This is a genomic window from Flavobacterium sasangense DSM 21067 (assembly GCF_000686885.1).
In the GTDB taxonomy this organism is placed as follows: Bacteria; Bacteroidota; Bacteroidia; order Flavobacteriales; family Flavobacteriaceae; genus Flavobacterium; species Flavobacterium sasangense.
Map to the genome: position 1 here is coordinate 182,800 of NZ_JMLU01000003.1, position 15,563 is coordinate 198,362.

A 15,563-nucleotide genomic window follows, 5' to 3' on the forward strand; every position below is an offset into this window, starting at 1 on the left:
AAAAATACGATTATTTTTTAAGAATAAAATGTCCGATTGCACATTCCAAGCACTTTTTATAATCGCAATAATTCTTTTTTAATTCCAATAAAGCTTGAGATTCATATACATTTTTAGAACGTTTTCCAAAAACTTCAAACTTCTCAATAATCACATTTTGTTCCGAAGTAATTGTAATCGCTAAATCTATTAATTCCTGTGTGATTTCTTTTTGCTGGCTTCTAGCATAAGCAAAACGAAGCGGAATGATTGTATTTATAACCAATAAATCTATAAATGATTTGGAAAGTTTTTTCATCTTTTTAGAACTTTCTTTATCCAAATTATAATGTGTTTCCCAATATTCACTGACACCCACATTAAAAATCTGATACAATTCATTTATGGAAGTACCATTCATAACCAATGAAAAAAGATTCTTTCGATGAAAATACAAATTAGCCAATTGCGCTAAACGAATGGTTGGAAAATTATCAGGACGATGCTTGAAAAATTCCACCGAGCCAGCTACTTTTTCATGTAGTTGATATTTCTGAGTTAAGTATGCATAGGATTTTTGGAGTTGTTTCGCATAACTATCTTGTAAATCATGAGAAAGTAAATTTGCTTGACCTAATAATAACGCTTCTAATGATTCCAAAGAATAAGATTCTTTTCGAACAACTGAAAACGGAATCGATTTAGCAACTTTATAAAACATTTCGCCATTTGTATTTAAACCAAAATTTTTAGCCAAAAGACAAAATAAGACCGATTCCCAATCTTGATTAGAATCTTCAGCTAATTCAAAAATCAGTTGCGATTTTCGTTCTAAGCGTTCAAAAAATAAACGCTCTTGCCAATTTTTGAAGATAAATTCATCTACATTTTGAATTTCGTTTTCGCAATAAATCCAAGATTTGTGACTTACTAACGATTGATATTTATGTAAATCCGAAAGTGCGACGTGTTCTTTGAGTTCTACTGTTGGAATTTCTGAATTATCTTTTCTAAAAATAGGCACATCATACTCCCAAACGACATGTAAAATAACGGAATCATAATTGGAATCTTTCTCGTGATTGTGCACATACCAATCTGATGACTTGAGATGAATTTCTACATTTCCAGCCCATTTTTGATTTCCGATAATAAGTTGCGCATTGAAAAAATCAGGTCCGGCAAGTTGTAAATATTGACCTGAATTGAGAATCTGAATCGACTCTCCTTTTGTAGTTTTTAAATTGGCAATATCAAATTTCTTGAATTGCCACACGTGGTGCAAAAAATCTTCTTTCATTCTGTATGGCGTATATAATTGAAAAACAAAGATAAAAAAATTATATTTGCTGAACAACCCAACTTTTATGAAAAAATTTATAACCATCACATTATTAAGCCTTTTTACATTTACTCAATCTCAAACTAATGCAAAACCACCAAAAGGATTCAAAATAACCTATAATAGAAGTTCAAACGGAAAGCTAATAGAAAATCAAGATGCGATTTTTGTTTTTACGAATCCAACGGAAACTTTAGTTACTTCTGAAAAAATGAATTCTGGAAAAGCGGAATTTCCCTTCGAACAAACGTTAATCAATCGTTCTGAAAATAAAATTGTTCAGGTTACTCAACTCAAAAAAGAGAAATCGGTTACTACAGTTGATAGTCTTTCGTTGGCAAAACAAAACTTCGAGTTTTTAACGGATACTAAAACAATTTTAGGTTACAAATGCCAAAAAGCAAAAACGATAATTAATTCCAACACCATTGAACTTTGGTACACCAATGAATTACAAGTGAAAGGCGCACCAACGACATTAGGTCAAAATATTGGATTGGTTTTGGAAATGGTTCGTAATGGAAATTTTGTGATTTCTGCTACTAAAATCGAGAAAATAAAATCAGTTAGTCCAAATTTAGAATTACAAAAAAGCACAACCAAAAGTCCTGTTTTAGATGGTTTGACTTATAAAGATTTAGTTTGGAAAAGTCGCTTTACTACGATTAAAGTATTTGAAAATGAAACCATTAATTTTTCAGATGCTTCCAAATCAAATGATAGCATTTTACGATTTGCAAACGGAACTATCATCTTGAAAAAAATCACTTTTCCGGAAATTAAAAAAGGAGATTTAGTGTTTTTAGATTTAGCCGAACAATCGAATGGTGATGCATATGACAGAACGGGGTCGGTTTTTGTGATTCCGCAAGATAAGAAGCAATCATTTTTAGATGGTTTGCAAAACGGGAGTAAAACATTGCCAATTTATGAAAACGGAAATGGAAAACAATATCAAGGTGTTGTGGCTACAAAAGAATTTTCTCCAATAATTGAATTGATGCGATTTTTTACACCTTTTGGAATTAAACAATACAATTACATTCAGTTGAAAAACAAAACGTGGCACGAAATTGTTCCGTACCGAATGGATATTACTGATTTAAAACCTAATTTATCAGGAAAAACGGTTTATGTAGGAACTTTTATTGGTAATTACGATAAAGGCGGACATAAAATCTCAATGAATATTACGATTAATCCGAGCGAAAGTTCATTAGACAAAACCAACGTTTCTATTCCGTTATTTAATACGACAAACGTAATGGAAATGGCTGGACAAGAATATGCAACGATGTTCAATCATGAAAAAGGATTGGAAATTACTTTCGCGCTAGATAAAGAAATCAAAAATGCGAAACTGCGCTACATCACCACCGGTCATGGAGGTTGGGAAAACGGCGACGAATTTGTTCCCAAAAGAAACACTATAATTTTAAATGGAAAAGAAGTGTTTTCTTTTATTCCATGGCGACAAGATTGTGGTGGTTACCGATTGTTTAATCCAGCGTCAGGAAATTTTAATGACGGATTGTCTTCATCTGATTTGAGTCGTTCCAATTGGTGTCCGGGTACAGCTACGAATCCGATTTATATTGAATTAGGAGATTTGAAAGCAGGAACACATACCATACAAGTGAAAATCCCACAAGGCCCAAACGAAGGCGGAAGTTTTAGTGCTTGGAATGTTTCGGGAGTATTACTAGGAGAATAAAAAAAGGACGTTCAATTGAACGTCCTTTTTAAAATTATTTTATTGAACCAATAATATCATATTTCGTAATAATGTGATGTTTACCATTTCCTAAATCAATTAAAACCGCTTGGTTATCTTTATTGATTAATTTAGAAACTTCTTCAACTGGCGTTCCAATTTTTACAATTGGAAATGGTTTCCCCATTACTTCTCGAATTGGTCTTTCAGCTGTGTTTTTATCAGTTATAAAACTTTGGAATAAATCCGATTCATCAACAGAACCTACAAAACCATTTACATCAACTACTGGAATTTGTGAGATTTTATATTTTCTCATTCTTTCGATAGCATGTGAAACTAATTCTTCTGTACGAACAATTACTAATGGTTTGTCGATGTGTTCTTTGATTAAATCTTCTGCTTTTGTAATTTCTTCTTCTAAGAAACCTCTTTCGCGCATCCAATCATCGTTAAACATCTTTCCAACATATCGGCTTCCAGAATCGTGAAATAAGACCACAACTACATCTTCTGGACCAAAGTGCTCTTTTAACTGCAATAAACCCTTTACAGCAGCTCCAGCTGAGTTTCCAACAAAAATTCCTTCTTCTAAAGCGATTTTTCTTGTATAAACAGCTGCATCTTTATCTGTAACTTTAGTAAATCCGTCGATTAATGAAAAGTCAACGTTTTTTGGTAGAATGTCTTCTCCAATTCCTTCAGTGATATACGAATAGATTTCGTTCTCATCAAAAATTCCTGTTTCGTGGTATTTTTTGAAAACCGAACCATAGGTATCAATTCCCCAAATTTTGATGTTTGGATTTTTTTCTTTTAAATATTTAGCAACTCCAGAAATCGTTCCTCCAGTTCCAACACCTACTACGAAATGTGTAATTTTACCTTCGGTTTGTTCCCAAATTTCTGGACCCGTTTGTTCGTAATGTGCAATAGCGTTACTTGGGTTATCGTATTGATTTACGTACCAAGAATTTGGAATTTCTTCCCCTAATTTTTTTGAAACTGAATAGTATGAACGAGGATCTGTTGGTTCTACATCGGTTGGACAAACGATTACTTTTGCACCCACAGCGCGTAAAATATCTGATTTTTCTTTTGACTGTTTGTCTGAAATCACAAAAATACATTTGTAACCTTTAACGATAGCTGCCAAGGCTAAACCCATTCCGGTGTTTCCAGAAGTTCCTTCAATAATTGTTCCTCCTGGTTTTAAACGACCATCTGCTTCTGCATCTTCAATCATTTTTACTGCCATTCTATCTTTAACAGAATTTCCAGGATTGAAAGTTTCTACTTTAGCCAATACTAATGCATCAACTTCAGCAGTAACCTTGTTTAATTTAACCAAAGGGGTATTCCCGATGGTTTCTAATATATTTTTTGCGTATTTCATTTGTGATATTTGTAATATTTTGCAAAGATAGTGTGAATTTTGCAAAAAAAGCAAACCCACTAAAAATTAGGAATTGAATACAAAATTCTATTTAAAGAAATTCCATTCTAAACCAAATCGAACCATAAAGTCGCGATAAGGATAATTTGGCGCCGAATAGAAATTATATCCTGTCATTGCCGAATTAAAATGTTCTGCTTTTAAGTAAATACGGGCTTGTTTAATTCTTGCATTTACAAAGAAATCAAACATTGGAAAGTTTCCTATTTTCTTCTCATTTTGAACGTAAAACTCACCAATTAAAGGATTATAATCGTTTGCAAAATATTCAGTAAAATATTGAAAAGTAACTCCAGTTTGTAAAAGCATCGCCTTTTTGAAAACATGATCAGAGAAGTATAATGTACTTCTTGTAGTTAATTCAGGTACATTTACAATTTCTGAAGATTGATCAACTTTCTGATATAAAAGAGTAACATCTAAACCAAACTTCCAAAACTTAATCTCTTTGTTAGCGTTTATGGACAAATAATTAATTGTTTTATCGTATTGAACAGGTTTAACAGTAAGTTTTGTTATATCATTTGTAGTATTATCAAAATATAAATGATCGTTCAACACTTTGTATTGAACTGATGCATTTAACCATTTTGTCAAAGCAGAAAAAGAAAACTGATTTAGTTTTTCATTTTTAAAATTGTTAGCCCAATTGTAATCTACATAACGACTTTGATACAAAGTGAAATTCAAATTAGGTAAACTGTTCAGTTTTTGATACTGAAATTCGAATTGATAATCGGAGTTAACAGTGTATTTTGCTGTAGCTTCAATATTAGAAATGGATTGATTTGTAATTGCTTGCGATATTTCTAATTTGGCAATTAATTTATTAGCAAAATAGGTGTAATTTCCTCCTATCATATTAATCCTGTCTGAAATTGCATTTGGTACAATTATATTTCCAGAATTATCATAAATTAAACTATTGTAATAATAATTAAAATTAGTATCATCAATAAAAAATTGAACATCACCTAAACTCTTAGTTTTATAACCGACACTAACTTTATTGTATAATTTATTAAAACGCGTTTTATTATTTATTGTCGTGGAAAAAGAATCTCCATAACGCTCACTTGGCGTCTTTTGAACAAACTCAAAAAACTTATATTCTGAACTAAATTGATGAGAAAAAACCAAACTATTTGGATTAGTCTTGTTTAATTTAAAAGAATGGTCAAGAAAGATACGATTACCTTTTAATAGAGATGTTGCATCTTTAAAATAAACATCTAAACGATCACGCTCATTATAAGGATCTTCACTAGATTCAAACAAATCAGTATTGATAATACCGCCATTTTCCTGATTCGAAATATCTTGAGCTGTAAAATGAGCGTTTAAAAAATAACGTTTATCTTTTGTAAAATAACTAGTGGTAAACCTAAAATTTCCTGTACTCGAGATATTGTTTATGTATTTACCATTAGAGCGTAATCCTTTATAAGCAATTGAAAAATTTAGATTAGGCTTAGTGTTAAGAGTCAAAAAAGCATCTAAAGACTGTCCCTGTTCCATAACTGTTTTATAGTATAGTTCTGTAAAAGGCGTAGGAACAGAATAATATTTAATATCTCGCGCTTCTAAAAAATTAAAATGTTTTGCAGTAAAACCAAAAGATGGTGAGATGCTTTTATGCACTAAACCAAAATTAAGAGTATTATAAGTATGCCCTTCATTAGCAAAAGGCAATAACCCAAAAATATCTTTTCTTAAGTAATTGTATTTATACTCATTCTTTAAAGACATTGAAGTATCTGCATAAGTAGTATCTTTCTCTAAAGTATATATTTTATAGAGATTTATAGAAGGCTTAACGTCTTTTCCCTTAACAAGATCTTTTGATAAATCGGTATCATCTTGAACTTGGGAGAAAATAAAGCAAGAAACAAAAAATAAGAAAATTGATAGATAATTCTTCATTACATAAAAATATGAGCAAATGTAATGAGAAATTAGGGAATAAAAAAAGGCCGCACTAAGTGCGACCTCTTTTATATAAAATTTAACTAATTATTGTAACCAGAATGGAGACAATGAATTAACTACGAATGCATCATTAGCTGTCATAGCAGGTACATTAGCAGAGTTTGCAACGTATTCAGAAACTGGGTAAACCAATCTATATGGTTTACGAGATTGAATAGCTACAGAAGCTAATGGAGTTAATGGATAACCAGTTCTAGTATAATCAATATAAGACTGAATAGCATTAATACCTAATAAAGCAACCCATTTTTGGTACATGATAGCATGAATTTTTTGATCAAATGTAGTTGAAGCAGCTAAACCAAACCAAGGTCTAGTATTAATAGTTGTTACATAAGAACCAACAGCTGCAACTCTCATAGCACAATCTTCATAAATACCTTCGTCAAACCAGAATTGTTCGTTAGAGAACAAAGCAGGATAACGAACTGCAGCTTCAGCTTGTAAGAAACAAGATTCTGAATAAGTCATAACATAACTATCAACAGCAGAATATTCAGCTGGAGTTTGGTTAGGTGCAGTAGCATAAGGATTAAAATGACCAATTAAACCTAAACGACATGGTAAACCAGGGAATGTAGTTGTAGGCGCACCTACATCAACTAAAGAACTACCTTGGTTAACTGCTCTTCTAGGATTACTTGGAGCTGCTGTAAATAAACGAGCTGAACGAGGGTCAGTAACGTTTGGATAATTTACACCTGAACCAACAACTATTTCTTGCGAACCTGCAGCAGGGTAATTAGTAGTAGCATAGCTTTGTAATGATTTGTAAGCATGACCCGCCATAGTGATGAAAGTTCTGTTAGATCTTGCAATACCAGCTACATCAGCAGCAAATGTATTATAAGCAGGGTTAGCAGAAGCATTAGTAGATGCATTGTAACCAGGATTGATAGCTACGTTATCAGATAAGAATGGACCAGCAGCAATTTCTGCTAATTTAGTATCTCTATATGTTGCAGGAGCACCTGTCATATTAGACATTCTTAATAACATTCTTAATTCGATTGTATTAGCGAATTCAACCCATCTGTTCATATCACCAAAAAGCATAGCATCAGATACAACTACATCAGTAATATTTGGATCAGGGTTAGCATTAGCAATTAAATCTCTAGCTTGCTCTAAGTTAGCAATTAAATCTTGATAAATAGCATAATCATCATCATATGCTGGAGTAATGTTATCATTACCTTGCCAAGCTTCAGTGTAAGGACAATCACCATATAAATCAACGATTTGTTGCATATAGTGCGCTTTACAAATTTTTGCAATAGCTACATAATTATCATACTTTCCAGATGTATTATCATACTTGATGATACCATCAAAGTTTTTTAATGCTCTGAAGTAACCATCCCATATACCGCTGTAAAAAGTATTATCAATGTTTAATTGTAATTCTCTATCGAAACCATTACCAAATGATTGAACGTTACGAGTCCAAGAATTCATAAAAACATTACCCAACTGATTTGCAGTAGTAATTTGAACTCTAGCAGCAGATACCTGAGCTCCAGGTAATAACAACTTAGGAGTTACATCTTCAAATTGAGGATTATTTGGACTTTCATTAATGTCTAAATAATCATCACAAGAAAACATCATTACGGCCAATAAAGGCACTAAAAATTTTATTCTTTTCATAAACATTATTTTTTAAAATGTTAAATTAAGACTAGCACCAAAGGTTCTAGTTGTTGGATACTGACCAATATTAGAATAACCTTGAGCGTTACCACCTGAAATAGAAGCTTCTGGATCTACATAACCACGGTTTTCTACACCATTTTTAGCTTTTAACAAGCTTCCATCAGCTAAGAAAACAAATGGATTTCTTGCATTGATACCAAAACGCATAGAAGTTAAACCAGTATTTTCAATTAATTTTTTAGGTAAAGAATAACTTAACGATAATTCTCTAATTTTTAAAGCAGCAGCATCAATAACACTTGATTCACCTACAGTTCTATAATTTGTAGTAAAATAATTTGTAACACCAGCTGTATCAGGAGTAAATGCAGGAGTAGTATTTGGTACATAAGTACTAGTTACTGGGTCAAAGACTACAGAATTAGGAACTACATAACCATTAGCTCTATCAAATCCAGCAGTATCCATTGCACCTCCTGTGAATAATAATAAGTTTCTTGCTTCTGAATAAGTTGAAGCACCATTACGGTAATCAGCAACTGCAGTTAATTTGAAACCTTTAAATTCAAAAGAGTTAGTTAAACCTACGATATAATCTGGCACACCTTTTCCAAGTTTTTCAAAAGTTGAAGTTCTTTGAGGAGTACCATTTGCATTAACGATGATGTTACCAAAATCATCTCTAACAAATTTAGTACCTTTAATTAATGGGAACTCTTCACCTACTTCAGCAAAAATACCTACAGAAGCACCACTTAATAAGTTGATACTTGTAGCACCACCTCTTAAAGCAGTAATTTTAGTTTTGTAAGCTGCGAAGTTAGAGTTAACTGTCCATTTGAAGTTTTGAGTTTTAACAGGAATTAAACCTAAATCAATTTCAAAACCTTTGTTTTCTAAATCACCAATATTATCTCTTAAAGTAGCATTTCCTGAAGCCGATGAAGCTGTAGCATTCGAAATCAAATCTTTAGTATCTGCTTTGTAAACAGAAGCTTCTAAAGTAACTCTATCATTAAAGAAACCAAATTGAGCACCAACCTCTAACGTATTAACGAACTCAGGCTTAATACCAGGAGCAGTAGGAGCAGAATTATAAACATAAGATGATAAATTTCCGTAAGGGAAACCAGAAGGAGTAACACCAATTACATCAGTAGCGTAAGCAGCAACAGCTGAAGCATTACCTACAGACGTGTAAGAAGCGTTTAACTTCATATAATTTAACACTTTCCCTTTAATATCAAATGCTTTTGTTGGAATAAAAGAAATCCCTACAGAAGGATAAAAATATGGATCGTTAACAGTAGAATACTGTTCTGCTCTTCCTGTAACATTCAAGAATAAATATCCTTTATAGTCAAAATCAAAATTTGCAAAACCTGCAACAATTCTAGAACGAATATATCTGTTATCTAAAGTTGAAGGATTTGCAGGATTTAACACGTTAGAAATATGGTAGAATCCAGGAATATCTAAATTATTACCACCTTGAGATGTAGTTCTTGACATTCTATCTTGGATGTTATTACCAATATTGAATTTCAAGTTTAAATCTTTAGTTAAGTCATAATTGAAGTTAAATAATAAATCTCCATAGAAATTTCTTGATGTAGATTGACTAGCAAAGTAAGAAGATGGAGTTGCTGCACTTGCACCAGCTAAAGCTTCAATTGTTTCAATGTCACTTCCAAAATAAGTATAAGGAGCAATACTAAATTCTTCATATATATTAGTAAAAGCATCCTCATGAGATTGACCTTCAGTATTTCTCATTTGAATATTTGCTGTATAACTAACATTGAAGTTTTTGTTAAACTCATAGTTTAATGCAGCAATACCATTCATGAAATCAGAACGACTATCATTTCTTTTAGCTTTAGTAATCCAATAAGGGTTTTGAGCGTAAGCAGTCCAGTGACCTTCATTACCTGAATTTTTAAATCTACTAACTGGAACGTTAGAAGGTGTTTGAATCAAATCATCAAACAAGTTTGAATCTGTTTGAGAAGCTCTTTGAGTGATATAATTTACGTTACCGTCAATTTTAAATTTACCAACTTTTTTACCAGCTCTAAATAAGAATGAGTTTCTAACCAACATATCTCCATCAACAACAAAATCAGTATTTTGTCTGTTTGCAGATAAGAAAGCGTAAGAATCTTCACCACCTACACTAAAGTTGAAACCATTTTGCATAATTGTTCCTGTTTGGAAAAATTGCTTAATGTTATCTTTAATAGGTTTCCATTCTGTGAACAAGAAGTTACCATCAGCTTGTGGTAATCCAACAGGAACGATAGCTGGCATGTTTGGATCATTAAAAGCAGGACCCCATGAACCATTTTCCCAAGGAACGAAAGTAGCGATAAGACCAGAACCATCATCAAAACCAAGATCTGTAGCCCAACCTTGACCATATTGAGTTTGTCTTTCTGGTACAAAGTTTACACTTTCGAAATCAATTGAAGAAGTCACACCAAAAGTAAATTTCTCTTCTTTTGAACCTCTTTTAGTTGTAACAATAATTACCCCGTTAACCCCTTGAGAACCATACAAAGCAGCCCCTTGAGCTCCTTTAATAACGTTCACGCTCTCAATAACATCTGGAGGCAATTGACCTAATACAGTAGCACTTGAAATTGCATTATCAATAACAACTAAAGCCTGGTTATCACCAGAAACAGAACGGTTACCTCTTAATACAATTCTTGTTGTTGGTGTTACACCATTACTAACTGTACTAATTTGTAGTCCCGAAACTTTACCTGTTAAAGATTGAACCGCATTTGGGTTAGATGCTTGAGTTAACTCAGCAGCACCAATTTGTTTTTGAGCAGAGACAACTTGATCTTTTGTTCTCTTGATACCCATAGCACCAACAATCTCCACAACTTTACCCTCAACAACGTCATCTTTTAAAGACACATCGTAAGAACTTGCTGCTCCAATTGCCACTGTCATGGTTTTTTTACCAGTGTAAGAAATTACTAACACCTCTCCTTGTTTTGCTTTGATAGTATATTTACCATCAAAATCAGTTGTAGTACCACGAGTTGTTCCTTGAACAAGCACATTAGCACCAACAATAGGTCCTAGTTCATCTGAAACTACACCTGTAACAGTTTTGTCTTGCGCGAACGAAAACTGCATCGTAAACGCTACTAAAAGCGTAAAAATCCATTTAAACTTCGATCTCATATTAAATTTATTTGAGTTAGTTATTCCGCAAACTTCTTAATTATTTCTTAAATAAACAAATAATACTTCGGAATATTACTAATTTATTTATGTTAAAGTTTTAGTTTTAAAAAAACATTTTACGGAAGAATCTCATACTAAAGATGAAAATATCGCAAAAAGGTTGCGCATAAAATTATATTTTTGTCAAAAAAAAGAATGTTAAGCAAAAGTTACAGTAATTTAATATTAGAATGCGGAACAGATGAAGCAGGAAGAGGTTGTTTAGCCGGACCCGTAACAGCAGCTGCCATTTTACTCCCTAACAACTTTGAACTTAATCTCCTTAACGACTCTAAACAACTTTCTGAAAAAATTAGAGAAAAGCTAAAGCCTATAATTGAAGAGAAAGCAACTTCCTTTGCCGTTACTCATATTTTTCCAAATGAAATAGATGAAATAAACATATTAAACGCTTCAATGAAAGCTATGCAGGAAAGTGTTTTAAAATTAAATCAAACACCAGAACATATAATTGTAGATGGAAATCGTCCTTTGAATGGAAAATTAGGCATGAAACAAAAAACAGGAAAGATTTTTAATACAGAAGAAATTGAACTTTTAAAATCAATTCCTACAACTAGCATCATTAAAGGTGATAGTAAATATTTGAGTATAGCAGCCGCTTCTGTTTTAGCCAAAACGTACCGTGATGAATACATGGATAAAATTCACGAAGAGTTTCCGATGTATAATTGGAAAAAAAACAAAGGTTATCCAACGAAAGACCATAGAGAAGCCATTAAAAAATATGGCCCTTGTAAGTACCACCGAATCAGTTTTAGATTATTGCCTGAGCAATTAACCCTTGAATTATAACTTAATTTACATACAGTTTTCTATACTAGTTTCATACACTATCTATACTTTATCCATACTTTATCTATGGAGTATCTGTACTAAGATATAGAAGCTTGACTAGTTATTGATTAGTTATAATTAAGACGAATAGATTCATTTAAATTATTTCCGCTTCGAATAGATTTTGAAAATGTTTTAAGATTTTTTCTTTTACTTCTTGTTCATCTACCTCTCTTCGCAATTCTACGTGCATGGAGGTAACGGCCTTTCCTTTGATTCCGCATGGGATGATGTTATCGAAGTAGCCTAAATCGGCATTTACGTTTAGAGCGAAGCCGTGCATGGTTACCCAACGTGATGCTCGCACTCCCATAGCGCAAATTTTTCTTGCGAATGGTGTTCCTACATCAAACCAAACACCGGTTTCTCCTTCGCTACGAGTTCCGTGCAAACCGTATTCTGCTAGTGTTAGAATAATGGCCTCCTCTAAGAATCGCAAGTATTTATGAATGTCGGTGAAAAAGTTTTCTAAATCTAAGATGGGATAGCCTACGATTTGTCCTGGTCCGTGGTAGGTGATATCGCCTCCTCTATTAATTTTGTAAAAAGTAGCTCCTTTTGCTTCTAATTGTTTTTCGGAAAGTAATAAATTTGAGATGTCACCACTTTTTCCTAAGGTGTAAACGTGAGGATGTTCTACATATAAAAAATAGTTTGGTGTAGCAATTGCAGTTTCCTCTCTCCTATTTTGAACTTTGATGTCGACAATTTCTTTGAATAATTCTTCTTGATAATCCCAAGTGTCTTTATAATCTTTATTTCCTAAATCTTGAAGTTGGACTTTTTTGTTCATGGTAAACGAAATTGTGTTTTTGAAAAGTGAAGCAAAGATACGAATAGTTTGCTAATTAGCCCTGACAGGAGTGACATCCTTTTTTATTTGTTGCCTTCGAGAACCTCAGGCAACAAATAAAAAGATATAACGGATGGCAGCCCTTCGACAAGCTCAGGATGACTGGAAACCAAAAAAGCCCGAACCACTCGCTCATAAAAAAAGTATTCAGTGTTCAGTTGAAAGTTGGCAGTTTTTTAATTTATAGTTACATTTGCAGGCTTAAATACAATACTATGCAACTTTCGGAACAAGAAATCATTAGAAGAGACAAACTAAACGCTTTACGCGAACTTGGAATTAACCCTTATCCAGCGGATTTATTTCCGGTGAATCACACTTCAAAGCAAGTGAAGGAAAATTTTGAAGAAGGTAAGAAGGTTATTTTGGCAGGTCGTTTGATGAGTGTTCGCGATCAAGGAAAAGCTTCGTTTGCTGAATTACAAGACAGCGAAGGAAGAATTCAGTTGTATTTTAATCGCGATGTGCTTTGTGAAGGCGAAGACAAAACGCTTTACAATCAGGTTTTCAAAAAATTAACCGATTTAGGTGACTTTGTTGGAATTGAAGGAGAATTATTCATGACGAAAGTGGGCGCTATGTGCGTTCGTGTGGATGATTTTAAAATGTTGAGCAAAACTTTAAAACCGCTTCCGTTACCAAAAACTGACGAAGAAGGTCATGTGTTTGACGCATTTACTGACCCAGAATTGCGTTACCGTATGCGTTACGTAGATTTAGTAGTAAATCCGCAAGTGAAAGAAGTTTTCATGAAAAGAACAAAATTGTTCACTGCCATGAGAACGTTTTTCAATGAAGCAGGTTATATGGAAGTGGAAACTCCGGTTTTACAATCGATTCCTGGTGGAGCGGCAGCACGTCCGTTTATTACACATCATAACAGTTTAGACATTCCATTATACATGCGAATTGCTAACGAATTATATTTGAAAAGATTGATCGTTGGTGGATTTGATGGTGTTTACGAATTTTCGAAAAACTTCCGTAACGAAGGAATGGACAGAACCCACAATCCAGAATTTACTGCAATGGAAATTTATGTAGCCTATAAAGACTACAACTGGATGATGGAGATGACTGAAAATTTATTAGAATATTGCGCTTTACAAGTAAATGGAACTACAGAAGCTACTTTTGGAGAACACAAAGTAAACTTCAAAGCTCCTTATGCTAGAGTAACGATGACCGATGCTATCAAACAATTCACTGGATTTGACATTACTGGAAAATCGGAAGATGAATTGCGCGAAGCTGCAAAATCTATGGGAATCGAAGTGAACGACACCATGGGTAAAGGAAAATTAATTGATGAAATTTTTGGTGAGAAATGTGAAGGCAACTTTATTCAGCCAACGTTCATTACTGATTATCCAAAAGAAATGTCGCCATTGTGTAAATCGCACCGCGATAACCCAGACTTAACAGAGCGTTTTGAGTTGATGGTTTGTGGAAAAGAAATTGCCAATGCGTATTCGGAATTAAACGACCCAATTGACCAAAGAGAGCGTTTTGAAAACCAAATGGCTTTAGCCGCAAAAGGTGATGACGAAGCGAACGGAATTATTGACGAAGATTTCTTAAGAGCTTTAGAATACGGAATGCCACCAACTTCTGGACTAGGAATTGGAATGGATCGTTTGATTATGTTCTTAACGAATAACCAATCGATTCAAGAAGTGTTGTTCTTCCCACAAATGCGACCAGAGAAAAAAGGTCCAGAATTAACAGAAGATGAAAAACACATTATCGAAATTTTAAAAGCAAACGAAGGAATTTCGATTGGTGATTTAAAAACTTAATCAGAATTAAGCGGAAAAAAATGGGATGCTGCTAGTAAAGGATTAAGCAAACACGGCTTGATGCGTGTTGTTGTAGATGGCGAAAATAAAATTGCTGAATACTTAGGAAAATAAGATCAAACAACTAAATTTCAAAGCGAAACTTTTTATAGAGTTTCGCTTTTTTTTATTCTCTAATTAAACCTTTTTATTTCCTGAATGTCTTATCATCAAAACAATTAAAAAAACGAAAAGATGAAAAAATTAATTTTAGCAATTGCTTTAGTGATGACAACATTAACCTTTGCACAAGACAGAAAACAAGGAAGAGAGAAGTTAACACCAGAACAGCAAAGCGAACTTCATGTTAAGAAGATGACTCTCGATTTAGATTTGGATGCACAACAACAAAAAGAAGTAAAAACCATTTTTTTAGAGCAAGCGAAAAAAAGAGAAGCCAAAATAGCCGAAATGAAAGCTAAAAGAGAAAAAGGTGAAAAACCATCTGCTGACGAAAGATTTGAAATGAAAAATGAGATGTTAGACAATCAAATTGAAATGAAATCCAAAATGAAAAAAATCTTAAAGCCAGAGCAATATAAAAAATGGGAAGAAAACCACGATGAAAAAGCAGCACAAGCAAAAGAAAAAATGCAAAAAAGAGTAAAAGAGCGCAGAGGTAATTAATTATTTTT

Annotated in this window: 9 protein-coding genes and 1 pseudogene; 4 read left to right on the forward strand and 6 right to left on the reverse strand. The window is 33.1% G+C overall.

Translation table 11 applies throughout. The annotated features are described in order from the left end of the window. Window positions 1-10: 10 nt before the first annotated feature. On the reverse strand, window positions 11-1,279 hold the full coding sequence (locus tag BP92_RS0104115; RefSeq protein ID WP_026724883.1) for a DUF2851 family protein: 1,269 nt from the start codon (window positions 1,277-1,279) through the stop codon (window positions 11-13). Window positions 1,280-1,346: 67 nt separating this feature from the next. On the opposite strand from BP92_RS0104115, the gene BP92_RS0104120 reads away from it, so the two are divergent. Beyond that, complete coding sequence (locus BP92_RS0104120) at window positions 1,347-3,035, forward strand: GLPGLI family protein (protein ID WP_026724884.1); 1,689 nt, start codon at window positions 1,347-1,349, stop codon at window positions 3,033-3,035. 34 nt (window positions 3,036-3,069) lie between these two features. Here the strand turns inward: BP92_RS0104120 and BP92_RS0104125 are convergent, their stop codons facing one another. The 4 genes from BP92_RS0104125 to BP92_RS0104140 all read right to left on the reverse strand — a co-directional run bounded on the left by BP92_RS0104125 (window position 3,070) and on the right by BP92_RS0104140 (window position 11,337). Beyond that, on the reverse strand, window positions 3,070-4,431 hold the full coding sequence (locus tag BP92_RS0104125) for a pyridoxal-phosphate dependent enzyme (RefSeq protein ID WP_026724885.1): 1,362 nt from the start codon (window positions 4,429-4,431) through the stop codon (window positions 3,070-3,072). 87 nt (window positions 4,432-4,518) lie between these two features. Then, window positions 4,519-6,414 (reverse strand): putative porin, encoded by a 1,896-nt coding sequence (locus BP92_RS0104130; RefSeq protein ID WP_026724886.1) that lies wholly within the window; start codon window positions 6,412-6,414, stop codon window positions 4,519-4,521. 90 nt (window positions 6,415-6,504) lie between these two features. Next, window positions 6,505-8,130, reverse strand: coding sequence for a SusD/RagB family nutrient-binding outer membrane lipoprotein (locus BP92_RS0104135; RefSeq protein WP_035692829.1), 1,626 nt, complete (start codon window positions 8,128-8,130; stop codon window positions 6,505-6,507). Between the two features lie 12 nt (window positions 8,131-8,142). Beyond that, window positions 8,143-11,337: a SusC/RagA family TonB-linked outer membrane protein gene (locus tag BP92_RS0104140; RefSeq protein ID WP_051604382.1), complete on the reverse strand. Its 3,195-nt coding sequence runs from the start codon at window positions 11,335-11,337 to the stop codon at window positions 8,143-8,145. Window positions 11,338-11,535: 198 nt separating this feature from the next. On the opposite strand from BP92_RS0104140, the gene BP92_RS0104145 reads away from it, so the two are divergent. After that, window positions 11,536-12,195: a ribonuclease HII gene (locus BP92_RS0104145; RefSeq protein WP_026724889.1), complete on the forward strand. Its 660-nt coding sequence runs from the start codon at window positions 11,536-11,538 to the stop codon at window positions 12,193-12,195. A 139-nt stretch (window positions 12,196-12,334) separates the two neighbouring features. Here the strand turns inward: BP92_RS0104145 and lipB are convergent, their stop codons facing one another. After that, a complete protein-coding gene (gene lipB / locus BP92_RS0104150) occupies window positions 12,335-13,030 on the reverse strand; it encodes a lipoyl(octanoyl) transferase LipB (protein WP_026724890.1) in 696 nt (231 codons plus the stop codon). A gap of 275 nt (window positions 13,031-13,305) precedes the next feature. Here lipB and lysS point away from each other — a divergent pair. Together lysS and BP92_RS0104165 are read left to right on the forward strand one after the other, a co-directional pair. Further along, a pseudogene (lysS, locus tag BP92_RS15760) lies at window positions 13,306-15,003 on the forward strand (lysine--tRNA ligase). Window positions 15,004-15,123: 120 nt separating this feature from the next. Then, the gene (locus tag BP92_RS0104165; RefSeq protein ID WP_026724891.1) at window positions 15,124-15,555 is read left to right on the forward strand and encodes a hypothetical protein; all 432 of its coding nucleotides are present in this window, start codon (window positions 15,124-15,126) and stop codon (window positions 15,553-15,555) included. Window positions 15,556-15,563: the final 8 nt, after the last annotated feature.